Consider the following 23,961-nt stretch of genomic DNA (forward strand, 5'->3'; position numbering starts at 1 on the left):
AGTGGGGCGCATTATAAGGGGATTCGAGAGGGCGTCAACCTTTAATTTCAAGAAAGTGAAATATAAGGGGAAAAGACCGTATCGAGGCTGCCAAGTGTTCGCCACAACAGTTTCTGCGCCTGTGAGATCGAGCGCCGCCCGCGCGGCGCTTCGCGGGTAAACCCGCTCCTACGTTTGTTTCGGGCCAGTCTCTCCTGTGCCGGGCGCGCGCGAACGCCTTGTTTGTACGACGCGATATCGAGACAGGCACCAAAACGTTCGCACGCGAATCCCACAGGCATAATTGGCCCGAAATAAACGTAGGAGCGGGTTTACCCGCGAAGCGCCGCGCGGGCGGCGCTCGATCTCACAGGCACTGCAAGGGTTGTGGCAGACACATCTCACAGCCAACACCCTCTCAGAACAGCCCCTCCCCCTACAACAGCAACAACCAAACCCCAAAAACAAAACGGGGAGGCCTGACGGCCTCCCCGCTTCATCTACTTCCCTTACAGGCTAGGGAATGCAAACTGCGACGCTTCATGGCTGGCCCGCTGCGGCCAACGCTGGGTAATTGCCTTGCGACGGGTATAGAAGCGCACACCATCCGGGCCATAGGCATGCAGGTCACCAAACAGCGAACGCTTCCAGCCACCAAAGCTGTGGTAGGCCACCGGCACTGGCAGCGGTACGTTGACACCCACCATACCCACTTCGATCTCGTCGCAGAACAAATGGGCCGCTTCACCGTCACGGGTAAAGATGCAGGTGCCGTTGCCATACTCGTGATCGTTGATCAGTTGCATGGCCTGCTCCAGGCTATTCACCCGGACCACGCACAGCACCGGACCAAAGATCTCCTCTTTATAGATGCGCATCTCCGGGGTCACCTTGTCGAACAGGGTGCCACCCACGAAGTAACCATCTTCATTACCTGCCACACGGAAGCCACGGCCATCCACCACCAGCTTGGCGCCAGCAGCAACACCGTCATCGATGTAACCCACGACCTTGTCACGCGCTGCCGCGGTCACCAGCGGGCCCATGTCCAGGCCGCACGAGGTGCCGGCACCAATCTTCAGCGCCTTGATCTGTGGCTCCAGCTTGGCAATCAGGGCATCGGCCACTTGGTCGCCCACGCACACGGCTACCGAAATGGCCATGCAACGCTCGCCACACGAACCGTAAGCCGCGCCCATCAGGGCACTGACTGCGTTGTCCAGGTCGGCATCCGGCATCAGCACCGCGTGGTTCTTCGCGCCCCCCAGGGCTTGTACACGCTTGCCACGCTTGGTGCCTTCGGCATAGATGTACTCGGCGATCGGGGTAGAACCCACGAAGCTCAGTGCTTTCACTTCCGGTGCTTCGATCAGCGCATCCACCGCTTCCTTGTCACCGTGCACCACGTTGAGGATGCCCTTCGGCAGCCCGGCTTCCAGCAGCAACTGGGCAATGTACAAGGTCGAGCTCGGGTCACGCTCGGAAGGCTTGAGGATGAATGCGTTGCCGCAGGCGATGGCCAGCGGGTACATCCACAGCGGAACCATGGCCGGGAAGTTGAATGGGGTGATACCGGCAACCACGCCCAGCGGCTGGAAGTCGGACCAGGCGTCGATGTTCGGACCGACGTTGCGGCTGTACTCACCCTTCAGCACTTCTGGGGCTGCACACGCGAACTCGACGTTCTCGATACCACGCTTCAATTCGCCGGCGGCGTCTTCCAGGGTCTTGCCATGCTCTTCGCTGATCATCTGCGAAATCTTGGCTTCGTTCTGCTCCAGCAGCTGCTTGAAGCGGAACATCACCTGGGCGCGCTTGGCCGGTGGGGTGTTGCGCCAGGCCGGGAAGGCAGCCTTGGCCGAGTCGATCGCTTCCTGAACGGTTGCGCGGCTGGCCAATTCGACCTTGCGAACGGCCTGGCCAGTGGACGGGTTGAAGACATCGGCGGTGCGCTCACCTTTGGTAACCAGTTCGCCGTGAATCAGGTGCTGAACAATGCTCATGCAAAACTCCAGATAAACATAGGAGAGCCAGGCGCCCGCAGCGGGCATGCGCCTGGCATCAAAATCGGAAAGATCAGTCGATCAGGTTCAGGGTTTCGCCTACCGCATCGAACAGGCGGTCCAGTTCCTGTGGCTTGGTATTGAAGGTTGGGCCGAACTGCAGGGTGTCGCCACCAAAGCGTACATAGAAGCCCGCTTTCCACAGCTTCATGGCCGCTTCGTATGGGCGAACGATGGCATCACCGTCACGGGCGGCGATCTGGATGGCGCCGGCCAGGCCGTAGTTGCGGATATCGACGATATTCTTGGTGCCCTTCACGCCGTGCAGCAGCTTCTCGAAATGCGGCGCCAGTTCAGCCGCAGACTGCACCAGGTTTTCCTTCTGCAGCAGGTCCAGCGCGGCGATACCGGCGGCACAGGCTACCGGGTGCGCCGAGTAGGTGTAGCCGTGTGGGAATTCCACGGCGTATTCCGGGGTCGGCTGGTTCATGAAGGTCTGGTAGATCTCGCTGCTGGCAATCACTGCGCCCATCGGGATGGCGCCGTTGGTCACCTGCTTGGCGATGCACATCAGGTCCGGGGTAACGCCGAAGGCTTCCGAGCCGGTCATCGCGCCCATGCGGCCGAAGCCAGTAATCACTTCGTCGAAGATCAGCAGAATGTTGTGCTGGGTGCAGATTTCACGCAGACGCTTCAGGTAACCCTTCGGCGGCGGCAGCACACCGGCCGAACCGGCCAGCGGCTCGACGATGACTGCTGCGATGTTGGAGGCATCGTGCAGCTCGATCAGCTTGAGCATTTCGTCAGCCAGAGCGATACCGCCCTCTTCCGGCAAGCCTTTGGAGAAGGCGTTCACCGGCAATACAGTGTGAGGCAGGTGGTCGACGTCCAGCAACTGACCAAACATCTTGCGGTTACCGTTGACGCCACCCAGGCTGGTACCCGCGATGTTCACGCCATGGTAACCACGGGCACGGCCGATGATCTTGGTCTTGGTGGCCTGGCCTTTCAGGCGCCAGTAGGCACGCACCATCTTCAGTGCGGTATCGGCGCATTCGGAACCGGAGTTGGTATAAAAGACGTGATTCAGATTGCCCGGCACCAGCTCGGCGATCTTTTCCGCCAGCTGGAACGACAGCGGGTGGCCGAACTGGAACGCTGGGGAGTAGTCCAGCGTACTCAGTTGGCGGGTCACCGCGTCAGCGATTTCCTTGCGAGTGTGCCCTGCGCCGCAGGTCCACAGGCCGGACAGGGCGTCGAAGATCTTGCGCCCGTGGTCATCGACCAGGTAGTTGCCTTCGGCCGCCACGATCAGGCGAGGGTCGCGCTGGAAATTGCGGTTGGCGGTGTAGGGCATCCAGTGGGCGTCCAGCTTGAGCTGGCTGGCGATACCCGCGGGGGCGGTTTCGGGCATGTTCATCGGCGGTTCCTCGGAAGACGATTAGGCAACGATGGATGTTGTTGCAGCTAAATTGGCACGGCGATAGAGTCTGAAAAAGCCTACATTTCTAACCTTCAGACAGGCCGAGACTAAACTAATGAGCCGACGACCCGATCCACTCGCTCAAGTCAGCGATTTCGACATCCGCCTGCTGAAGATTTACCGCAGCGTCGTCGAGTGCGGTGGCTTCTCGGCTGCCGAAAACGTACTGGGCATTGGGCGCTCGGCCATCAGCCAGCAGATGAACGACCTCGAGCAACGCCTCGGCCTGCGCCTGTGTCAGCGCGGGCGCGCCGGTTTCTCGCTGACGGAGGAAGGCCGCGAGGTCTACCATTCAGCCCTGCAACTGCTCAGCGCGCTGGAAAGCTTCCGCACCGAGGTCAACGGCCTGCACCAGCATTTGCGCGGCGAGCTGAACATTGGCCTGACGGACAACCTGGTGACCTTGCCGCACATGCGTATTACCCATGCCCTGGCGGAACTCAAGGACCGCGGCCCTGATGTGCGCATCCAGATCCGTATGATCGCCCCCAGCCAGGTCGAGCACGGCGTGCTCGACGGCAGCCTGCACGTTGGCGTCGTGCCACAGACCAGCCCGCTTTCGGGGCTTGAGTACCAACCGTTGTACAGCGAACGCTCGCTGCTGTACTGCGCAGTTGGCCACCCACTGTTCTATGCCGATGACCAGCAGATAGACGACGACCGCCTCAATAGCCAGGAGGCCATCACCCCCACCTTCCGTCTGCCCGCCGAAATCCAGGCGCATTACCAAGCGCTGAATTGCACAGCCAGTGCTTCTGACCGCGAGGGCATGGCGTTTCTGATCCTCACCGGGCGTTACATCGGCTATCTGCCCGACCACTACGCCATGTTCTGGGTACAGCAAGGCCGTTTGCGTGCACTCAAGCCCAAGGAGCGTTTTTATGACCTGAGCCTGAGCTGGGTTACCCGCAAAGGCCGGCGACCCAACCTGGTGCTGGAGAGCTTCCTCGAAAGCCTGGCTGCGACACGTTGATGCCAGTCTTTGCCGCAAACGCTTGTCACTTCGGCACAGGCAGGTAATCTTGTGCCACAGCCGCAGCCACTGCCCCGTACGGAATCGTCCATGACCCTAGAAGTCCCTGCGCATCGCCTCTCCGCCTCGGGCAAGCCCGCGGGCCGTATCCGCCAGAAGAACGAACAGGCCATTATCCAGGCCGCCGAAGATGAATTCGCCCGCCATGGTTTCAAGGGCACCAGCATGAACACCATCGCGCTCAAGGCGGGGCTGCCCAAGGCCAACCTGCATTACTACTTCACCAACAAGCTGGGCCTGTACATCGCCGTGCTCAGCAATATCATCGAGTTGTGGGACAGCACCTTCAACGCCTTGAGCGTCGATGACGACCCCGGTGAAGCCCTGAGCCAGTACATCCGCACCAAGATGGAGTTCTCCCGGCGCAACCCGCAAGCTTCGCGCATTTTCGCTATGGAAGTGATCAGCGGTGGCACCTGCCTGACCGAATACTTCAGTGCCGATTACCGCGAATGGTTCCGCGGCCGTGCTGCGGTATTCCAGGCCTGGATCGAAGCAGGCAAAATGGACCCGGTCGACCCGGTGCACCTGATCTTCCTGCTCTGGGGCAGCACCCAGCACTATGCCGACTTCGCCACCCAGATTTGCCAGGTGACTGGCCGCAGCCGCCTGACCAAGCAGGACATGGAAGATGCGAGCAACAACCTTATCCACATCATTCTGAAAGGCTGCGGCATCAAGCCGGCTGCCTGACCGTCCTTTATGCCTTCTACCCTGCTCGACCTCTGCGAATACCGCGAGGAAATCCGCAAAAGCCGCTTCATCACTCTCGCCGGGCCGATCAGCAGTGCCGCCGAAGCGATGAGTTTCATCGAACGTCATAGCGACCTGGCCGCAACCCACAACTGCTGGGCCTGGAAACTCGGCGCGCAGTACCGCAGCAGCGACGATGGCGAACCCGGCGGCACCGCTGGGCGGCCGATCCTGGCGGCCATCGAAGCGCAGGACTGCGACCAGGTGGTGGTGCTGGTGATCCGCTGGTACGGCGGCATCCAGCTGGGTACCGGCGGCCTGGCCAGGGCCTATGGCGGCGGCGCCAACAAGTGCCTGCAACAGGCGCCCAAGCGCCTGCTGGTACAGCGCAGCAATTTCAGCTGCAGCTGCAGTTTCAGCGAGCTGGCGCTGGTGAAGCTGCGCCTGGCCGAGGTTGACGGCCTGGTCCTGGACGAACAGTTCACCGCCAATGGCGTTGACCTGCTGATTGCCCTCGGTGACGCCCACCTGGCGCCATTGCAACAGCAACTGGCGGATTTGAGCCGCGGGCGTATTTTGCTCGAAGCACGCTGAACATTGCCCACAACAACTGTGGGCCTGCCTGTGGATAAGCTTGGGGCATTCTCTTGCAGGCTAGTGATTTCAAGGCCTTCAGGGCTTTGATCATATTTTGATCACGATTTGATGACAGCCGTAAACTGCTGAATGCGCGCGACTTATCCCCAGCGGGCCTCCCATCCAAGCCGCACCCCGCTTGCTCACCTTGCACACAATAACTGTGGACCAGCTTGTGGATAACCCGTGCGCCAACAGGCGAAGCGCCCGGCCCCGCAAGGCCCGGACATAACTGATCATTTTTTGACCACAAGCAAACCAGGCACGCGTATCCACCGTGACGTATGCTCAATTCCTTTCTCCTACACCGATAAAGGAATGTTCCTATGGCCAATTCAAGAACTGCCCTCATCATCGGCGCCTCGCGCGGGCTTGGCCTGGGCTTGGTACAACGCCTGCACGAAGACGGTTGGCACATCACTGCCACCGTCCGTAACCCGCAGCAGCCCGGCGCCCTGGCGAACGTGCCCGGCGTGCGTATCGAGCAGCTGGAAATGAACGACACCGTTCAGCTCGACAGCCTGAGGCAACGCCTGCAAGGCCAGGTGTTCGACCTGATATTCGTCAACGCCGGGGTCATGGGCCCCTTGCCGCAAGACCTGGAAGCCGTAAGCAACAGCGACATTGGCGATCTGTTCATGACCAACGCCGTGGCGCCGATACGCGTGGCTCGCCGCCTGGTGGGTCAAATACGTGAAGGCAGTGGTGTGCTGGCCTTCATGAGCTCGATCCTGGGAAGCGTCACCATCCCCGACGGTGGCGAAATCTGCCTGTACAAGGCCAGCAAGGCGGCACTGAACTCGATGATCAACAGCTTCTTCGTTGAGCAGCAGCGCCCGGACCTGTGCGTGCTGGCCATGCACCCGGGCTGGGTGAAAACCGACATGGGTGGCGAAAACGCCGATATCGATGTGCTCACCAGCACCCGCGGCATGATCGAACAGATCAAGGCCCAAAGCGGCAACGGCGGCCTGCGTTTCATCAACTACAAGGGTGAACCCTTGGTCTGGTGATTCACCAGGTCGCAGCCCGGCTGGGCGCATTGCCCGGCCGGCCCCTGTAGAATGGCCGCAACCGTACCTGATTGAGATGAACCACTATGTATGACTGGTTGAACGCCCTGCCCAAGGCCGAACTGCACCTGCACCTGGAAGGCTCACTGGAGCCCGAGTTGCTGTTCGCCCTGGCCGAGCGCAACAAGATCGCCTTGCCCTGGGCCGATGTGGAAACCTTGCGCGGTGCCTATGCCTTCAACAACCTGCAGGAGTTCCTCGACCTGTACTACCAGGGCGCCGACGTGCTGCGCACCGAGCAGGACTTCTATGACCTGACCTGGGCCTACCTGCAACGCTGCAAAGCCCAGAACGTGATCCACACAGAACCCTTCTTCGACCCACAGACCCATACCGACCGCGGCATTGCTTTCGAAGTGGTGCTCAACGGCATCAGCCAGGCGCTCAAGGATGGTCGCGAACAACTGGGCATCAGCAGCGGCCTGATCCTCAGCTTCCTGCGCCACCTCAGCGAGGATGAAGCGCAAAAGACCCTCGATCAGGCCTTGCCGTTCCGCGATGCCTTCATTGCCGTTGGGCTGGACAGCTCGGAGATGGGCCACCCACCAAGCAAGTTCCAGCGTGTGTTCGACCGCGCCCGCAGCGAAGGTTTCGTCGCCGTTGCCCACGCTGGCGAAGAAGGCCCACCCGAGTACATCTGGGAAGCCCTCGACCTGCTGAAGATCAAGCGTATCGACCATGGCGTGCGTGCCATTGAGGACGAGCGCCTGATGCAGCGCATCATCGACGAGCAGATCCCGCTCACGGTGTGCCCGCTGTCCAACACCAAGCTCTGCGTGTTCGACCACATGAGCCAACACAACATCCTCGACATGCTCGAGCGTGGTGTGAAGGTCACGGTCAACTCGGACGACCCGGCCTACTTCGGTGGCTATGTCACGGAGAACTTCCACGCCCTGCATACCCACTTGGGCATGACCGAAGACCAGGCACGTCGCCTGGCGCAAAACAGCCTGGACGCACGGCTGGTCTGAGCAGCATGACGACGTTGCGCTCAACCGACCTGCAACGTCGCCACGCGGGCGATGCGATTGATCTGCTGGATACCCAGCGCCGAAATATGCAATGCCCGCGTGTCCTCTAACTCGCGCATCCAGCCAGATTGCAGGAACAACCTGAACAAGGCCTGGCCAAGTACGCCCCCCAGGTGCGGGCCCTGGTCATTCCACTCGGTGCAGCGGCAGATCACGCAACCTCGTTGCTGGTGTGGCGCCAAGGCATCGATGTACACCCCAACCAAGGCCAACTGCGCCCGCCCCTCGTCACTTACCATCAACTGCCGACCGCTGCCTTCCAGCCAGCCGGCCACCACCATGCGATGATATAGCTCACTGGCCAACTCCCCACCCAGATGATCGCCACAACGGCGCGCCCGGCGCATCGACATGGGCAGTGACGATACTGGCGCTTCGGCACGCTCTCCCCTGGCGCTTTCCAGCTGCACGCTGGCCAAGGCTTCTACCGCCGCTCCGACCTGCGGGGTTGCCAGGCAGAAGTAGCGTTTGCGGCCCCTGGCTTCATGCTTGAGCAAGCCGGCCGACGACAGCAACGAAAGGTGTGCGCAGGCGGACGATGAAGTCAGGCCAGTCATTATCGCGAGTTCATTGGCCAATCTTGGTGTGCCATCGATCAATGCCCACAACATGGCACTGCGCTTGGGGTCGGCCATCAGGCTGGCGATCTGGCTGATACTGCTGGCTGCGTTCATGTCCTTGTAACTCCCTGCAATTTCACGGTGGGGATGCGATGGCCAACCCTGCCAGGGAAGCGCCTCTCGCTGGCACTGGCCTGGTTCGCCAGTATAAGCCGCAGAAAAACGCCGGTCAGACGACCACGTGCCGCCGTACCCAAGATGAAAAACCACTGGGTATATCTACCCATGGCAAGCAGCAAAGCGGCTTCGAAAAACTCCTCGGCACCAAGTCAGCCAAGGCACCGGTACGCCCACACAGGCACGCTGAAACATCTTGATGAAAACAAACTTGCAGCCATTTCAGATGTGGCCCACAGCAACCTTCCACAAATAGCGCAAAACAAAGCGAAGGTTCTGGGGGGGTTACAGGCATTGCGCCCAAAGCAGGAAACACCGCCAGGAAAATGCACACACTTACCGTCAGTCAGGACGCTGAAGCCGTGTCATGGCAGGCTGGCGGGCCAGCGCTACACTTGAGCGGCTGTCCTTCCTGGAGGTATGCCGCGGTGAAAATTATCGTAAGCGCGTCGAGCCGAAACCCCGCCTGCCCTTGGCAGGTCCAGCTTGATCAGCATGTGGTTAGTTTCCGCAGCGAGGCTGAGGCGCGTGCCTTCGTCGCCACGCTGGAAACCCGTCTGCAGGCACCTCATCCGCTTATGCGGGAGCCTTGGCCTGCAAACGCCGGGTCAACAGCGCGACACTGACTACCAGCGCCCCGCACAGGCTGATCACGATTGCCATTGGCACCGCACTGCCATCATGCAGCAGCCCGACCAGTGCCGCCGCGCCCGCAGCTACGCTGAACTGCACACAGCCCATCAGTGCCGAGGCGCTGCCGGCACGCGCGCCCTGTCCACTCATGGCGCAGGCCGAAGCATTGGGAATAATGCAACCAAGGCTGGCGATACAGATGAACAGCGGCACCAGTAGCGGCCACAACTGCGCAGGGCGCAAGGCCGCCACGCCCAGCAGCACCAGGCCCGCAACCAGATACAGCCACACCGCGCGCCCCAGCAGGAAGGCCGGCCCGCGTTTGGCCAGTAAACGGGCGTTGACCTGCGCCACCAGAATAAAACCTGCGGCGTTGGTGCCGAACAACCAGCCGTAGTGCTCTGCGGGCACGCCATACAGTTTGATGAACACGAAAGGCGAACCGGCGATATAGGCAAACATGCCGGCAATGGCGATACCGCCGGTAAGAGCATGGCCGAGGAAAACCCGGTCAGCCAGCAGCCGCAGGTACTGGCGCAAGGCGCCAGACAGCGGCTGGCGCGGTATATGCTCAGGCAGGCTTTCCGGCAGGCCCAGGCTTACCGCCAGCAGGCAGCCGGCACTGAACAAACTCAGAGCGAGGAAGATCGACTGCCAGCCGGCCAGATTCACCAGCACCCCACCCAGCATCGGTGCCAGGATCGGCGCCAGGCCCATGACCAGCATCAGTTGCGAAAACACTTTGGCTGAAGCTACCGGGTCGCACTTGTCGCTGACGATGGCCCGCGAAAGCACCATGCCGGCACAACCACCCAGTGCCTGGATGAAACGCGCCACCACCAAGGTATCGAGGTTGGGGGCGTAAGCACAGGCCAGTGATGCCAAGGTGAACAGCGTAACGCCGAACATCAGCGGTTTGCGTCGGCCAAAACGGTCGGCAACCGGCCCATAGGCCAACTGCCCGATAGACAGGCCCAGGAAGTAGGCGGCCAACGTGGCCTGGACGTGTTTTTCATCGGTGGCGAACGCTTGCGCCATGGCCGGGAAGGCTGGCAGGTAGAAGTCGATCGCCAAGGGCCCGAACGCACTGAGTGCGCCCAGGATGAGCACCATTCGCAGGTTCATCAGGAATCCATAGCAGGCTAAGCAAGTGACTGATTCTACCTGCTGTGGACCCTAACGATGTGAAAACATTTGCAACACTGTTACCCCCGGCGGGAGCAATCAGGTCTTCAGGCGAGTTCGGCCTGATACCCCTCATCCCGAATCGCAGTGAGAATCTGCTCCTGCGCCAACTCGCTCTGCACACGCACCTGTTTGCCCGCCAGGTCAACTTCCACCCTGGCTGCGGCATCCTGCTCCTGCACCGCGCGGGTCACGGCTTTCACGCAATGGCCGCAGGTCATGCCTTGTACATTGAACACTTGCATGGGGGTTGCCTCCTTCAGGTTTTCCACAAGTCTCAAGCTTGCCATCAGGGCAAGGTCAAGCCTTGCCTGCAACACCCGGGGTGGAAATCCGCGTCCGCGTCGGCCAAGCTGCGCCTTTGACGATCAGGCAAGCAGGAGATTTTTCATGTTCAGGGCAGCATTGGGCGTCGTCGGGCTATTGGGCGCGCTGGCTGTGGTGCCACCGGCCTTCGCCGAGGGCAACTCAGCCTACAGCGTACTGATCATTTCCCGGGAGCGCCTGGAAGTGGCCACCAATTGCGAAATCGGCGTGTACCTCAACGACCAGCTTTCCGGGCGCGTTTTCCAGGAGCAGTCCACCTCGTTCAACCTGCCGCCTGGCCCGGTGGATGTACGCCTGCGCCTGCTGCCTGGGCAAATGCCGGGTTGCGCCGCAGGTATAGAGGACCAGCGCAGCACGCGGTTGAATCTGCTGGCGGGCCAGATCAACAAATACCGCATCGCCATGGGGCAATATGGGCTGGAGTTGAAACGAGCCGACCTGGGCTATTGACCTTGCCTGCGTGGCAAGGTTGATGCTGGAGGCCTGTCCAAGGAGGAGAGCCATGCCCGCATCCACCACATACGACCTGCCGATCTCCGGCATGACCTGCGCCAGCTGTGCTGGCCGGGTCGAGCGCGCCCTGCGCAAGGTCACCGGCGCTGAACAGGTCAGCGTAAACCTCACCACTGAAAAAGCTCGGGTTCTCGCTCCGCCTGACAGCCTGCCGGCCTTGGTCGAAGCCGTGCGCGAGGCCGGTTATGGGGTGCCTACCCGCACCCTCGAACTGCAGATAGGCGGTATGACCTGCGCCAGTTGTGTCGGCCGCGTAGAGCGCGCCCTAGGCAAATTGGCGGGGGTCGAGCAGGTCAGCGTCAACTTGGCCAGCGAACGCGCACACCTCGAAGTGCTTGCGGCCCTGGATGACAACCTGCTGATCGACGCTGTGCAAAAGGCAGGCTACAGCGCCAGCCTGCCACAATTGACCAAGGACGACCAAAGCGCTGTCCAGCGACGCCTGCGCAACGAGCGCCTGGCAGTTGGTGCAGCCTTGCTGTTGGCCCTGCCGTTGGTATTGCCCATGCTGGTGCAACCGTTCGGCTTGCACTGGATGCTACCCGCCTGGGCGCAGTTCCTGCTGGCCACACCCGTGCAGTTCATTCTCGGTGCCCGCTTCTACATTGCAGCCTGGAAGGCCGTGCGCGCCGGTGCCGGCAACATGGACCTGCTGGTGGCCCTGGGCACCAGCGCTGGCTATGGCCTGAGCCTGTACCAATGGGCACAGGCTCCCGCCGGCATGGCCCCGCACCTGTACTTCGAAGCCTCGGCCGTGGTGATTGCCCTGGTATTGCTGGGCAAGTACCTGGAAAGCCGCGCCAAACGCCAGACCGCCAGTGCCATCCGCGCCCTCGAAGCCCTGCGCCCGGAACGCGCCGTGCGCGTGGTCGACGGCCTGGAGGAGGACGTGGCGATCGCCCAGTTGCGCTTGGGCGACCTGGTACTGGTCAAGCCCGGCGAGCGCTTCCCGGTCGACGGCGTGGTCGAAGACGGCAGCAGCCACGCCGATGAGGCCCTGATCAGCGGCGAGAGCCTGCCAGTGCCCAAGCAACCCGGCGACAGCGTTACCGGTGGCGCCATCAATGGCGAAGGCCGGCTGCTGGTGCGTACCCAGGCGCTGGGCACCGAGACCGTGCTGGCGCGCATCATCCGCCTGGTGGAAGACGCACAAGCCGCCAAAGCGCCGATCCAGAAGCTGGTCGACCGTGTCAGCCAGGTATTCGTCCCGGCCGTGCTGGTACTGGCCCTGATCACCCTGATCGGCTGGTGGCTGGCTGGGACACCACTGGAAACCGCGCTGATCAACGCCGTCGCTGTGCTGGTCATCGCCTGCCCCTGCGCCCTCGGCCTGGCCACGCCCGCGGCGATCATGGCCGGCACTGGGGTCGCCGCCCGCCACGGCATCCTGATCAAGGATGCCGAAGCCCTGGAACGTGCCCATGCGGTCAACCGCGTAGTCTTCGACAAAACCGGCACCCTCACCTCCGGCAGCCCGCGGGTGGTTCACAGCCAGGCGCTGGACGGCAACAGTGCCGACCTGCACCGCCTGGCCGGCGCCCTGCAACGTGGGAGTGAACACCCGCTGGCCAAGGCGGTGCTGGTCGCCTGTGCAGAGCAAGGGCTGGACGTGCCAACCGTTGCCGACAGCCAGTCGCTGACCGGGCGCGGCATTGCCGGTCGCGTTGAAGGCCGTGAACTGGCGCTGGGCAACCGCCGACTGCTTGACGAAAGCGCTCTGCAGCCCGGCGAGTTGGCCGACAAGGCCCAGGCCTGGGAAGCCGAAGGACGCACACTGTCGTGGTTGATCGAACGCGGTACGCAAGCAAGAGTGGTGGGCCTGTTCGCCTTTGGTGACAGCCTCAAGCCCGGCGCCGCGCAGGCCATCGCCACCCTGCACGCCCAACACATCAGCAGCCACCTGCTGACCGGTGACAACCGTGGCAGCGCCAGAGTGGTTGCCGAGGCCCTGGGCATCGACGATGTGCATGCCGAAGTGCTACCGGCCGACAAGGCCGCAACCGTGACCGCGCTCAGGCAGAATGGTGTGGTCGCCATGGTTGGCGATGGCATCAACGATGCACCGGCGTTGGCCGCGGCCGACATCGGCATTGCCATGGGTGGTGGTACCGACGTGGCCATGCAAGCCGCGGGCATCACCCTGATGCGTGGCGACCCGCGCCTGGTGCCCGCTGCGCTGGAAATCAGCCGCAAGACCTACGCGAAAATCCGCCAGAACCTGTTCTGGGCATTCATCTACAACCTGATCGGCATCCCGCTGGCCGCGCTGGGTTACCTCAACCCGGTACTGGCGGGTGCCGCCATGGCCCTGTCCAGCGTCAGCGTCGTCAGCAACGCACTGTGGCTCAAAACGTGGAAACCCACCAGCAGTACCCAGGAGGCGCCATGAATATCGGTCAGGCCGCCCGCCGCAGCGGGCTCAGCACCAAGATGATCCGTTACTACGAATCCATCGGCCTGCTCAAACCGGCCACACGCAGCGACAGCGGCTACCGCCTGTACCAGGCAGAGGACTTGCACAACCTGGCTTTCATCAAACGCTCCCGCGACCTGGGCTTTTCCCTAGAAGAGGTCGGCAGGTTGCTGACCTTGTGGCAGGACCGCCAACGTGCGAGCGCCGATGTGAAGGCGCTGGCCATGCAGCACATCGATGAACTGAACCGGCGCATCGAGGAACTGGTGAGCCTGCGCGACACCCTCGGCGAACTGGTTTCGCACTGCCAGGGCGACGACCGCCCGGACTGCCCGATCCTCAAAGACCTGGCCAATGGCGCTCCAGGCAACTGCTGTCACTGAGCCACCAAGAGCTTTTGGTATGCCATAAATGTCCAAACACGACCGAATAGTCACCAACCACGACTTTATCCAATAAATACAGGCGTTTTGGCTTCATTAAACCCGGATGCTGCCGATGTAGTTGCTACCTGCCTCGTGTGTCAAAAATAAAAGTTCCGGGAGCGTCGATGAACATCAAACAGAAACTGACCTGGGCATTCGCGGTCATCGCCGGCTTGCCCATCGTTCTCGTGGCCACCTTGGTGGTCATCAACCTGCGCGGCGAAGCCCGCGATGGATTCCTCGACAGCAGCAGCCGGGAAATCCGCCAGGTCAGCAACGCGATGAACATCTTCTTCCAGGGGATCAACCAGAACGTCGAGTACATGGCATCCCAGCCGATGGTCGCCGCCACGGGTAGCGAGCTGAACAAGTACATGAGCGCAACCCCGTCCTACGAACTGGGCGAGCAGGCCAGCAAAATACTCGACTTCATGACCCGCCTGGCCAACTCACATCCCGCCTACGCCTACCTGTCCTACGGGGTGAATGACGGCGGCTACACTGGCTGGCCGGCCGGCCAGAAGTTTGTCAATTATGACCCACGCACGCGCCCCTGGTACCAACTTGCCATGGCTAACCCTGGCAAGACGTTGCGCACCGGCGCCTACTACTGGGCCGCCGACGATGCGGTGCTGGTCAGCACCGTGCGCACCGTGGCCAACCAGCTGGGCAACCCCGGCGGCGTGGTCAACATCGACGTGTCGCTCAAGGGCCTGACCGAGATCGTCAAGCAGATCAAACTGGGCGAAAGCGGCTACCTGATGCTGGTGGAAAGCAACGGCAACGTGATGGTCGACCCACGCGACGCCGCCCACAACTTCAAGCAGCTGGGAAGCTTTGGCGACGGTTACGCCAAGCTGGCCAAAGCCGGCAAAGGCCTGGTCGAGGTCGAACTCAATGGCGTGCACTACATGGCCAACGTCTACCCCGACCAGCAACTGGGCTGGACCTTCATCGGCCTGATCGAGCAAAGCGAAGTGATGCAGACCACCACCCGGCTCACCTGGCTGATCGGCATCGTCGCTGTGGTGTTGGCCGCGCTGTTCGCGGTGGTCGGTGCGGCCTTTGCCAAGCTGATCGTGCGCCCGATCAACAGTGTCACCAATGGCCTGGAAGACATTGCCCAAGGTGAGGGTGACCTGACCCGCAACCTGGAAATCCGCGGCCGCGACGAAACCGCGCAACTGGCCAGCTGGTTCAACCAGTTCCTCGGTGCCATTCGCAGCCTGATCCAGCATATCGGCGCTGCTGCCAGCAAGATCCTCAGCACGTCCAGCAGCTCGACCCGCGTCTCCAGCGACATGGCCGAGGCGGCCGGCCGCCAGCGCGAAGCCGTGGACATGGTTTCCACTGCTTTCCACGAAATGGTCGCCACCGCCAATGAAGTGGCACGCTCCTGCAGCCAGGCGGCGCAGTCGGCCGACAGCGGCCAGCAGCAGGCCCGCGAAGGCCAGCAGCAGATCGATGCGGCGGTACACAGCGTTGATCGCCTGAGCCACGAAATCGAGCAATCGGCGCAGTCGATCCAACAGCTGGAGCGTGACAGCAACGCCATTCAGTCGATCCTCGGCACCATCCGTTCGATTGCCGAACAAACCAACCTGCTGGCCCTCAACGCCGCCATCGAAGCGGCCCGTGCCGGTGAGCAGGGCCGTGGCTTTGCCGTGGTGGCCGACGAAGTGCGGGCGCTGGCCAAGCGTACTGCCGACTCCACCGCCGAAATCGACGGTTTGCTGGGCAACCTGGCCAGCCGTACCGCCGAAGTGGCCGAGCAGATGCACGCCAGCCTGGAAGTTTCGCAGCAGTCGGTGAGCCGTATTGGCCTGGCCCGCGACAGCTTCGGGCAGATCCGTGACTCGGTGGACGTGATCCGCGACATGAACACCCAGATCGCCACGGCGGCCGAAGAGCAGCATCAGGTGGCCGAGGATATCAACCGGCACATCAGCCAGATTCACGGGGATGCGCAGTTGGTGGCCGAGCTGGCCCAGGCCGCGCGCCAGGACTCCGAGAGCCTGGCCGGGCTGTCCAATGAGCTGGATACGCTGGTGCGCAGGTTCCGCACCTGATGATGTATGACCTGTGCCAGCCCTTTCGCGGGTGGTAACGCGCCCTCTGTAGGAGCGGGTTTACCCGCGAAGAGGCCGGCACAGGTAACCGTAAACTAAAGCTTCAACTCCCCCGGTGTCGCGCCAAACAGCTGCTTGAACGCCGCAATGTAGGCCGAGGTGGAGTCATACCCACACCCCAGCGCCGCCTCGGTCACATTCTCCCCCGCCTCCAGCAACGCCAGCGAAGACAACAGCCGCATGCGCTGGCGCCAATTACGAAAGCTCAACCCGGTTTCCCGTTGAAACAGCCGCATCAGCGTCTTCTCCGAACACCCCAGCTCCCGCGCCCATTGCTGCAAGGTCTGCGACTGGTCTGGTGCAGCGATCAAGCCATTGCACAGCGCCAGCAAACCAGGGTGGCGGGGCAACGGCAGCGAAAAACCGACTTCCGGCAAGGTGCGCAACTGGTCGAGCAGCACCGCCACCAGACGCGCCTCAGCGCTGTCGTCTTCTGGGTAATCAGCCGGGAACAGGCAAAACTGCTTGATCAGCTCGCGCGCCAGCGGCGTCACTTCCAGCACCCGGCATTGTTCCGGCGCCCATGGGCAGGCATCGCGGCGCACATACAGGCTGCGCATCTCGGCTTGCATCGAGGTGACCACTTCATGCTCGGCATCGGCAGGGATCCATACCCCCCACTGCGGAGGGGCAAAGTAACTGCCGTCGCGTGTGTACACGCCAAGTACGCCGCTGATGGCATAGGAAAACTGTACCCAGTCGTGCTGGTGGCGAGTGGTCCAGGAGCCGGCGCCGAGGCTTTCGGCACGGGCGTAGAGCGGTCTGGGCAGGTGTTCCAGCGCGGGGATAGCGCGGGGGTGTCCGATGATCGGCATGGTTTCTTCTTTTAGTTCTGACCAGACAAGCCTAACAGCTGGATCATGATTGAGGCACTCGCCGCCTCTGCAGTTACCCTGGAGGTGCTTCAGCGCTCGACGATAACGGTCACCCCCTGCCCGCCTGCCGCACAGATCGAAATCAGCCCGCGCCCCTTACCCGCCGTCGCCAGCAGCTTGGCCAGGCTGGCCAATATCCGCCCACCGGTTGCCGCAAACGGGTGCCCGGCCGCCAGCGAACTGCCCTTGACATTGAGTTTGCTACGGTCGATCGCGCCAAGCGGCGCCTCCAGGCCCAACCGCTCACGGCAGTAGTCGGCATCCTCCCAGGCCTTGAGCGTGCACAGCACCTGGGCAGCAAAGGCTTCGTGGATTTCGTAATAGTCAAAGTCCTGCAGCGTCAGGCCATTGCGTGCCAGCAAGCGCGGCACGGCATACACAGGCGCCATCAACAACCCTTCGCGCCCCGTGACAAAATCCACCGCAGCCGTTTCGCCATCGACCAGATAGGCAAGCACCTGCAACCCCTGCTGCTGCGCCCACGCCTCGCTGCCCAGCAGCACCAGCGATGCACCATCGGTCAACGGCGTGGAATTACCCGCCGTCAATGAGCCCTGCCCGCTGCGGTCAAAGGCTGGTTTGAGTCTGGCCAACTGCTCAAGGCTCAGATCGGGGCGCAGGTTGTTGTCCCGTGTCAGCGAAAGAAACGGCGTCAACAGGTCGTCCTGCCAACCCTCGGCATAGGCAGCGGCCAGCTTCTGGTGGCTAAGCAGCGCCAATTCGTCCTGCTCGGCGCGGCCAACGCGCCAAGTATGGGCCATGCGTTCGCAATGCTCGCCCATCGACAACCCGGTGCGCGGCTCGCTATTGCGTGGTAGTTCGGGTTTCAGGTGATGAGGCCGCAGCTTGAGGAAGGGCTTTAACCGTTCGCCAAGGCTTTTGCCACGGTTGGCCTGCAGCAATATATGGCGCAAGCCTTCGTTGACGGCGATGGGCGCATCGGAGGTGCTATCGACACCGCCAGCAATACCGCAGTCGATCTGCCCCAGGGCAATCTTGTTGGCCACCAGCAGCGCAGCCTCCAGCCCGGTACCGCAGGCCTGCTGGATGTCGTAGGCCGGGGTCTGCGCAGACAGGCGCGAACCCAACACGCACTCGCGGGTCAGGTTCATGTCGCGCGAGTGCTTGAGCACGGCACCGGCCACCACCTCGCCCAACCGCAGCCCGTGCAGGCAATAGCGTTCGATCAAGCCTTCAAGCGCGGCCGTTAGCATCGCCTGGTTGCTGGCCGTGGCGTAGGCGCCATTGGAGCGGGCGAAAGGGATCCGGTTGCCGCCCAGGATCGCGACCCGGCGAGTTGAACGCATGCGCTGGTTCCTCCTGAAACAATTTAATCGGTACAGCCTAGGTGTTTTTACCGCATTCGAACGACCCTGCCGCAAAGTTGGTCCACACTTTCAAGCTTGCCTTTCGGGAGACCCCTCATGAGCGATCGCTACCTCGGTTTTGCCAACTCCAATCTCGGCCGCCGCCTCGTGGATGCCCTTGGCCTGCCACGCCCGGCGCCACTGGAGCGCTGGCAGGCTGGCCGCCTGCGCCCGGTAGAAGGTGCCCTGGTACTGGGTGGCGGGCCACTGGCGAAGCAGGTCGAAGCCATCGCCCCGCGCCTCACTGACGAGGTATACAGCTTCAATGCCGACAACCTGCAGGCTGAAGCCTGGGTGGCCGGCCTGGGGCCGAAAATCAAGGCCGTGGTATTCGATGCCAGTCACTTGTCCGACAGCGATGCACTGAAGCAGTTGCGTGAATTTTTCCAGCCGCTGCTACGCAGTCTGGCCCCATGCGCCCATGTATTGGTATTAGGCCTTGCACCGGAAGGCCTCGACAACCCACTGGCCAGCGTTGCACAGCGTGCCCTTGAGGGCTTCAGCCGCTCACTGGCCAAGGAACTGCGCAATGGCGCTACTGCCCAGCTGTTGTATGTCGCCCCCGGTGCCGAAGATCAGCTGGAAGGCGCCTTGCGCTTCTTCCTATCGCCAAAGAGTGCCTTCATCTCTGGCCAGGTTCTGCGCCTGCAAGCCTGCACCAGCCAGGTGGAAGACTGGACCCGCCCACTGGGCGGTCGCCGTGCGCTGGTCACGGGGGCTGCGCGCGGTATCGGCGCCGCCATTGCGGAAACCTTGGCACGGGACGGCGCCGATGTACTGCTGCTGGATGTACCGCAGGCCAGCCAGGACCTCGACGCCCTCGCTGCACGCCTCGGCGGCAAGGCACTGCCACTGGATATATGCGCTAGCGATGCGGCAACGCAACTGCTCGCAGCCCTGCCCGACGGCATCGATATCGTGGTGCACAACGCCGGTATCACTCGCGACAAGACACTGGCCAACATGACTCCGGAATACTGGGACGCCGTGCTGGCCGTTAACCTCAAGGCACCGCAGGTGCTCACCCAGGCGCTGTATGACAATGGCGCACTGGGGGAAGACGCGCGCATCACCCTGCTGGCCTCGGTCAGCGGCATTGCCGGCAACCGCGGGCAGGCCAACTATGCCGCGAGCAAGGCCGGGCTGATCGGCCTGGCCCAGGCCTGGGCACCACGACTCGCCGAGCGCGGTGGCAGCATCAACGCCATCGCCCCCGGTTTCATCGAAACCCACATGACTGCAGCCATGCCCATGGGCCTGCGCGAGGCAGGGCGGCGCTTGAGTTCGTTGGGCCAGGGTGGGCGCGCGCAGGACGTCGCCGAAGCCGTTGCGTGGCTCAGCCAGCCAGGCTCCGGGTCGGTCAACGGCCAGGTGCTGCGGGTGTGCGGTCAGGCACTGATGGGAGCTTGAGCATGAGCCGACAATGGCACGATCTGCACAACCCGGCCGCCCGCGCCAGCCTGTACCTGCGCGCAGCCAGCAAACGCACCATCAGCGGCGACCGGCTGCCGGAAGATGGCCTGCGCTGTTTCATTCGGGTTCAGCCAGGCAACCTGGGGGCGTATCGAAGGCTTTGCCACTTTCCCGATGATGGCCGCCTGCCAGGGACTTATCCCCATGTGATGGCATTTGCCCTGCAATTGCAGCTGATGACTGCCGATGATTTCCCCTTCCCGCTGCTTGGCCTGGTACACCTGCACAACCGCATCGAAGTGCTGCGCCCCCTTGGTGCTGTCGAAGGGCTGCACTTTGCGGTGTACGCGCACAACCTGCAGCGCCATGCCAAAGGCGGCACCTTCGACCTGGTCACCGAGGCTGAAGATGGCATCGGCCTGCTCTGGCGAGAGACCAGCCGCATGTTGGTGCGTGGCTTGGCGCTGGAAGGCGAGGCAAGTGAGCCCGCCGACACTGAGCCTGATCCATTGCCCGAGGCAACCCGCTGGTATGCCGACAGTGATATCGGCCGGCGTTATGCCAAGGTGTGCGGGGATTACAACCCTATCCACCTCAGCGCGGTCAGTGCGCGGTTGTTCGGCTTCCCAAGGGCCATTGCCCATGGCATGTGGACCAAGGCCATGGCCTTGGCCGCGCTGCGCGGGCACCTGCCGCACAGTGGCTATGCCTTTGAGGTGGACTTCCGCAAGCCGGTAAGGTTGCCTTCGGAGGTGGTGCTCAGTGCCAGTGAAGCGGGCCCTTCGGGCCAACTGCGCCTGGATGGGCACGGGGGCGTGCTGCATATGGTCGGCCGTTGGGAGTGCCTGTAGGCCGGGCCTGTCCTGGCGGTATACGCTTGCTTTGCATCGGGCCTGGGCAGAAGCTATGCAGCCATAGGAGACCCCCGATGAACGTGCAAGAAATCACCCAACGCCTGCATCAGATCCGCGATACCAACGACTGGCGCGGCTTCCACAGCCCGAAGAACCTGGCCATGGCCGCCAGCGTCGAAATGGCCGAGCTGGTAGAAATCTTCCAGTGGCTGAGCGAGGACGAATCGCGCCAACTGCCTGCCGACAAACTGGCCCACGCCGGCCAGGAAGTCGGTGACGTGGTGCTCTACCTGTTGCTGCTGTGCAGCGAACTGGGTCTGGACATGGACCAGGTGGTGCGTGCCAAGCTGGCCGACAGCGAGAGGCGCTTCGCCCGATGAACGATCGTCATTTCGATGAGCTGGCCACCCGCTTTGCCGAAAAGATCTATGGCGGCGCCAAGGGTGCGATACGCCTGGCGGTGTTGCAGGCCGACCTGGCCGAAGCGCTACCCGACCGCCCGCTACGCATCCTCGACATCGGCGCCGGGTTGGGCCACATGGCCTTGTGGCTGGCCGAGCGCGGCCACCAGCTGACCCTGGCCGAACCCGCGGCGCCCATGCTCGACGGCGCCAGAGCGCGCTTTGCCGAAGCCGGCCAGACCGCGACTTTCATCCAGGCGCCCTGGCAAGACCTGCTCGGCCAACTGACCGAGCGCTACGACCTGGTGCTCTGCCACGCCGTGCTCGAATGGCTGGCCGAACCCGAGAGCATCCTGCCGGTGCTGCACCAGCTCACGGCCCCCGGCGGTTGGTTATCGCTGGCCTTCTACAACCGCGACGCCCTGGTCTATCGCAACCTGCTCAAGGGCCATTTCCGCAAGTTGCGCAGCAACCGGCTGGAAGGTGAAAAACAGAGCCTGACCCCACAGAAACCGCTTGATCCACGCGAACTCAAGGCGCAACTTGAGCCTATGTGGCAGGTTGAAAGCGAAAGCGGCGTGCGGGTGTTTCACGACTATATGCCCAAGGAATTCCAGGGCAAGGCCGAGCTGCTCGACCTGCTGGAAATGGAACTGGCCCACCGTCGCCACCCCAGCTTCGCCGGGCTTGGCCGCTACCTGCACTGGGTTTGCCGCCCCCGCTAATCCGCCGCGCCGTGAGGAACACATGCCGTACCGTCTGTTGTGCCTGGCCCTGCTGCCCATAGCCCTGGCTGCCTGCCAGGGCAGCAACCCGTATGTGGCCAGCAGCCGCCCGTTACCACCGGCCCCTGCCCAGGCGGCCAACACCTTCGACGCCAGTGCATACCCTGCGCCCGCTCGTGATTATGGGCACTACCGCAGCTGGAGCTGGCGTAACGGCCAGTTGCCCAGCGGCGCTGTGGGTGCCGACCCGGCGCAACTGGCCGATGCCGTCAGCGGTGCGCTCGACCAGCATGGCCTACGCCCCTCTCGCGCAGGCCCTGGCGACTTGCTGGTGAGCGCCGGTATGCGCCTGGAAAAACGCTTGCGCCAAGTGCGTGACTACGACAGCTACGACCCCTACTACGGGCCGTACCCTTATGGTGGCGTGGGCTATGGCGGCTATCGCCATGGCTATGGGGGCTATGCCAGCGTGCCCATCGTGCGTACCTACGAGGTCGAAGTCCTGGTGGTGCGCATCGACCTGTACGACGCCCGCAGCGGTCAGCCGGTCTGGAGCTCAAGCGCCGAAAGCAGCAGCAACAAGGACTCGCCCCGCGAGCGCGAAAGTGCCTTGCGCGATTCTGTGCACAAGGCGCTCAGCGGCTATCCTCCCAGTTAATAGCTAACGGAGAACCATCATGTTGCGCCGTCTCGTTCTACTGTCATTCGCGTTGTTGCTCGCTGCCTGCTCGAGCAACAACGTCCAGCAGGATTTCGATGCCAGCCGCGATTTTGCCGCCTACCGTAGCTGGGCATGGCAGGAGCCAGGCCTGCAGTACCGCCCGGATGACCCACGGATCAAAAGCGACCTTACCGAGCAACGCATTCGCCAGGCGGTGGCAGAGCAACTCGACCAGCGTGGCCTGCGTCCGGTACAAGGCGGAGCGCGGCCGGACCTGACAGTACGCACGTACCTGATCGTGGAACAGCGCCAACAACAGATCACCACCAACTACGGCGGTGGCTGGGGTGGCTACTGGGGCGGCTACTGGGGTGGCCCGATGTACAACGAAACCCGCAGTGTCGACTACAAGGTCGCCACCATTCAGGTCGACCTTTTCGATGGGCGTGACGGCAAGCTGGTATGGCGCGGCAGTGCCGAGCAGATCATGAACAACTACCCGCCAAGCCCGGAAGAACGTAACAGCGCTATCCAGAATACCGTGGCCAAGGTGCTGGGAAACTACCCACCGGGGAGCAAAAAATAGCGCTAGAACGCGGCTTTTGCATGCACCATGGCACTGTGGGAGCGGCTGAACCCGCGCCCACAGGGATCGCGATTCCAAGTACGACTGCAACCCCTGCCAGGCCTGTGTCAGCTGCGACAAAATCCATTTCGACAGCGCCTTTTTCTATTGCCAACTGCACTCCCCCGCACGTTCCCGTCTATCTTCATTTAAGGAAACCTGACTGACCGGGTAGAAGTGTTCAACATTTGGGAAAGGCGACCTGCCAATGCAAAGCATTGTTCTCCTGCTGTGGCTTGCCTTGTGCTCCGAACAGGATGTGCGTCAACGCCAGATCTCCAACGTGCTGACCCTGGGGGTGGCTAGCTGCGCCTTGGCCTGGCTGTTCAGCACCGGTCACAGCTGGATAGGCGCCGATGCCAGCGAGGCCGGCTGGGCGCTGGCCATCGTCATGCTGCTGACCTTGCCAGGCTACATGCTCGGCCGCTTCGGCGCCGACGACGTCAAGCTGATGGGGGCCCTGGCCCTGGCCACCAGCCCGCAGTATGTGCTCGGCACCTTCATTGGCGCGGGTGTCAGTGTGCTGGTCTGGCTACTGACCCGCCGGCGTCTGTGGACTCTGCTCAACCCCAAAGTGAAAAAACGTTTGCAGGAACTGACCGAGGAAATGGGTGATAAGCAGGCATTCGTCCCCTATGTGTTATCAGGTTTTCTTCTGACGGCCGTATGGATCCAATAAGCCTTCCAGTGATCCGGTTACTTGTACACGCCTTGTACATTTTCGCCTGGTGCGACTACTTTTAA

General features: G+C 62.4%; 24 protein-coding genes and 1 pseudogene. 18 read left to right on the forward strand and 7 right to left on the reverse strand.

Translation table 11 applies throughout. The annotated features are described in order from the left end of the window. Positions 1–488: 488 nt before the first annotated feature. Complete coding sequence (locus INQ47_RS14285) at positions 489–1,982, reverse strand: CoA-acylating methylmalonate-semialdehyde dehydrogenase (RefSeq protein WP_404701956.1); 1,494 nt, start codon at positions 1,980–1,982, stop codon at positions 489–491. 73 nt (positions 1,983–2,055) lie between these two features. Beyond that, entirely contained in the window at positions 2,056–3,402 is a 1,347-nt protein-coding gene (locus INQ47_RS14290) for an aspartate aminotransferase family protein (RefSeq protein WP_021783990.1), read from the reverse strand. Between the two features lie 118 nt (positions 3,403–3,520). Here INQ47_RS14290 and INQ47_RS14295 point away from each other — a divergent pair, with 118 nt between their 5' ends. From INQ47_RS14295 to INQ47_RS14315, 5 genes are all read left to right on the forward strand, one after another. Then, positions 3,521–4,438, forward strand: coding sequence for a LysR family transcriptional regulator (locus INQ47_RS14295; protein ID WP_021783989.1), 918 nt, complete (start codon positions 3,521–3,523; stop codon positions 4,436–4,438). 90 nt (positions 4,439–4,528) lie between these two features. Continuing rightward, positions 4,529–5,191 carry a TetR/AcrR family transcriptional regulator gene (locus tag INQ47_RS14300; protein ID WP_003255279.1) on the forward strand — a complete coding sequence of 221 codons (663 nt, stop codon included), beginning with the start codon at positions 4,529–4,531 and terminating at the stop codon, positions 5,189–5,191. A 9-nt stretch (positions 5,192–5,200) separates the two neighbouring features. Next, the gene (locus tag INQ47_RS14305; RefSeq protein WP_103443431.1) at positions 5,201–5,785 is read left to right on the forward strand and encodes a YigZ family protein; all 585 of its coding nucleotides are present in this window, start codon (positions 5,201–5,203) and stop codon (positions 5,783–5,785) included. Between the two features lie 368 nt (positions 5,786–6,153). Next, positions 6,154–6,840 carry an SDR family oxidoreductase gene (locus INQ47_RS14310; protein WP_252461219.1) on the forward strand — a complete coding sequence of 229 codons (687 nt, stop codon included), beginning with the start codon at positions 6,154–6,156 and terminating at the stop codon, positions 6,838–6,840. An 86-nt stretch (positions 6,841–6,926) separates the two neighbouring features. Beyond that, positions 6,927–7,874 (forward strand): adenosine deaminase, encoded by a 948-nt coding sequence (locus INQ47_RS14315; protein WP_010951862.1) that lies wholly within the window; start codon positions 6,927–6,929, stop codon positions 7,872–7,874. A gap of 20 nt (positions 7,875–7,894) precedes the next feature. Here INQ47_RS14315 and INQ47_RS14320 read toward each other — a convergent pair whose 3' ends face one another. Further along, a complete protein-coding gene (locus INQ47_RS14320; protein ID WP_021783985.1) occupies positions 7,895–8,608 on the reverse strand; it encodes a helix-turn-helix transcriptional regulator in 714 nt (237 codons plus the stop codon). A gap of 491 nt (positions 8,609–9,099) precedes the next feature. Between INQ47_RS14320 and INQ47_RS14325 the strand changes: the two genes are divergently transcribed. Beyond that, entirely contained in the window at positions 9,100–9,297 is a 198-nt protein-coding gene (locus INQ47_RS14325) for a hypothetical protein (RefSeq protein WP_103463468.1), read from the forward strand. Here INQ47_RS14325 and INQ47_RS14330 read toward each other — a convergent pair. After that, entirely contained in the window at positions 9,248–10,429 is a 1,182-nt protein-coding gene (locus INQ47_RS14330; RefSeq protein ID WP_003255285.1) for a multidrug effflux MFS transporter, read from the reverse strand. The two genes, INQ47_RS14325 and INQ47_RS14330, sit on opposite strands and share 50 nt — an antisense overlap. Positions 10,430–10,536: 107 nt before the next feature. Then, positions 10,537–10,734 (reverse strand): heavy-metal-associated domain-containing protein, encoded by a 198-nt coding sequence (locus INQ47_RS14335; protein ID WP_014589568.1) that lies wholly within the window; start codon positions 10,732–10,734, stop codon positions 10,537–10,539. A gap of 145 nt (positions 10,735–10,879) precedes the next feature. Here INQ47_RS14335 and INQ47_RS14340 point away from each other — a divergent pair, with 145 nt between their 5' ends. The 5 genes and pseudogenes from INQ47_RS14340 to INQ47_RS14360 all read left to right on the forward strand — a co-directional run bounded on the left by INQ47_RS14340 (position 10,880) and on the right by INQ47_RS14360 (position 16,236). Next, positions 10,880–11,266, forward strand: a complete 387-nt coding sequence (locus INQ47_RS14340; RefSeq protein ID WP_252461220.1) for a hypothetical protein — start codon at positions 10,880–10,882, stop codon at positions 11,264–11,266. Positions 11,267–11,318: 52 nt separating this feature from the next. Beyond that, the gene (locus INQ47_RS14345) at positions 11,319–13,718 is read left to right on the forward strand and encodes a heavy metal translocating P-type ATPase (protein WP_404701957.1); all 2,400 of its coding nucleotides are present in this window, start codon (positions 11,319–11,321) and stop codon (positions 13,716–13,718) included. Then, positions 13,715–14,125 carry a Cu(I)-responsive transcriptional regulator gene (gene cueR, locus INQ47_RS14350; RefSeq protein WP_404701958.1) on the forward strand — a complete coding sequence of 137 codons (411 nt, stop codon included), beginning with the start codon at positions 13,715–13,717 and terminating at the stop codon, positions 14,123–14,125. The genes INQ47_RS14345 and cueR overlap by 4 nt, the downstream gene beginning before the upstream one ends. Before the next feature lie 365 nt (positions 14,126–14,490). Then, positions 14,491–15,378: pseudogene (locus INQ47_RS14355) on the forward strand (sensor histidine kinase); the annotation flags it as partial. A gap of 129 nt (positions 15,379–15,507) precedes the next feature. Further along, positions 15,508–16,236: a methyl-accepting chemotaxis protein gene (locus INQ47_RS14360; RefSeq protein ID WP_404702007.1), complete on the forward strand. Its 729-nt coding sequence runs from the start codon at positions 15,508–15,510 to the stop codon at positions 16,234–16,236. Between the two features lie 95 nt (positions 16,237–16,331). Here the strand turns inward: INQ47_RS14360 and INQ47_RS14365 are convergent, their stop codons facing one another. Both INQ47_RS14365 and INQ47_RS14370 read right to left on the reverse strand, forming a co-directional pair. Then, positions 16,332–17,111: a helix-turn-helix transcriptional regulator gene (locus INQ47_RS14365; protein ID WP_021783980.1), complete on the reverse strand. Its 780-nt coding sequence runs from the start codon at positions 17,109–17,111 to the stop codon at positions 16,332–16,334. 89 nt (positions 17,112–17,200) lie between these two features. Next, positions 17,201–18,478: an acetyl-CoA C-acetyltransferase gene (locus INQ47_RS14370; protein ID WP_404701959.1), complete on the reverse strand. Its 1,278-nt coding sequence runs from the start codon at positions 18,476–18,478 to the stop codon at positions 17,201–17,203. Between the two features lie 117 nt (positions 18,479–18,595). On the opposite strand from INQ47_RS14370, the gene INQ47_RS14375 reads away from it, so the two are divergent. From INQ47_RS14375 to INQ47_RS14405, 7 genes are all read left to right on the forward strand, one after another. Next, a complete protein-coding gene (locus INQ47_RS14375) occupies positions 18,596–19,948 on the forward strand; it encodes a 3-oxoacyl-ACP reductase (RefSeq protein ID WP_404701960.1) in 1,353 nt (450 codons plus the stop codon). A 2-nt stretch (positions 19,949–19,950) separates the two neighbouring features. Next, complete coding sequence (locus tag INQ47_RS14380; RefSeq protein ID WP_404701961.1) at positions 19,951–20,802, forward strand: MaoC family dehydratase; 852 nt, start codon at positions 19,951–19,953, stop codon at positions 20,800–20,802. Positions 20,803–20,879: 77 nt separating this feature from the next. Continuing rightward, positions 20,880–21,185 (forward strand): MazG-like family protein, encoded by a 306-nt coding sequence (locus INQ47_RS14385; protein ID WP_252461226.1) that lies wholly within the window; start codon positions 20,880–20,882, stop codon positions 21,183–21,185. After that, positions 21,182–21,931, forward strand: a complete 750-nt coding sequence (locus INQ47_RS14390) for a methyltransferase domain-containing protein (protein ID WP_021783975.1) — start codon at positions 21,182–21,184, stop codon at positions 21,929–21,931. Before INQ47_RS14385 ends, INQ47_RS14390 begins: the two co-directional genes overlap by 4 nt. Before the next feature lie 22 nt (positions 21,932–21,953). Then, positions 21,954–22,589 (forward strand): DUF4136 domain-containing protein, encoded by a 636-nt coding sequence (locus tag INQ47_RS14395; RefSeq protein WP_404701962.1) that lies wholly within the window; start codon positions 21,954–21,956, stop codon positions 22,587–22,589. A gap of 19 nt (positions 22,590–22,608) precedes the next feature. Next, positions 22,609–23,178, forward strand: a complete 570-nt coding sequence (locus INQ47_RS14400; RefSeq protein WP_252461228.1) for a DUF4136 domain-containing protein — start codon at positions 22,609–22,611, stop codon at positions 23,176–23,178. Between the two features lie 247 nt (positions 23,179–23,425). Beyond that, positions 23,426–23,896 (forward strand): prepilin peptidase, encoded by a 471-nt coding sequence (locus tag INQ47_RS14405; RefSeq protein ID WP_252461229.1) that lies wholly within the window; start codon positions 23,426–23,428, stop codon positions 23,894–23,896. The last annotated feature ends 65 nt before the right edge of the window (positions 23,897–23,961 follow it).

The organism is Pseudomonas sp. 3HC3 (assembly GCF_044904505.1).
Lineage (GTDB): Bacteria > Pseudomonadota > Gammaproteobacteria > Pseudomonadales > Pseudomonadaceae > Aquipseudomonas > Aquipseudomonas putida_Y.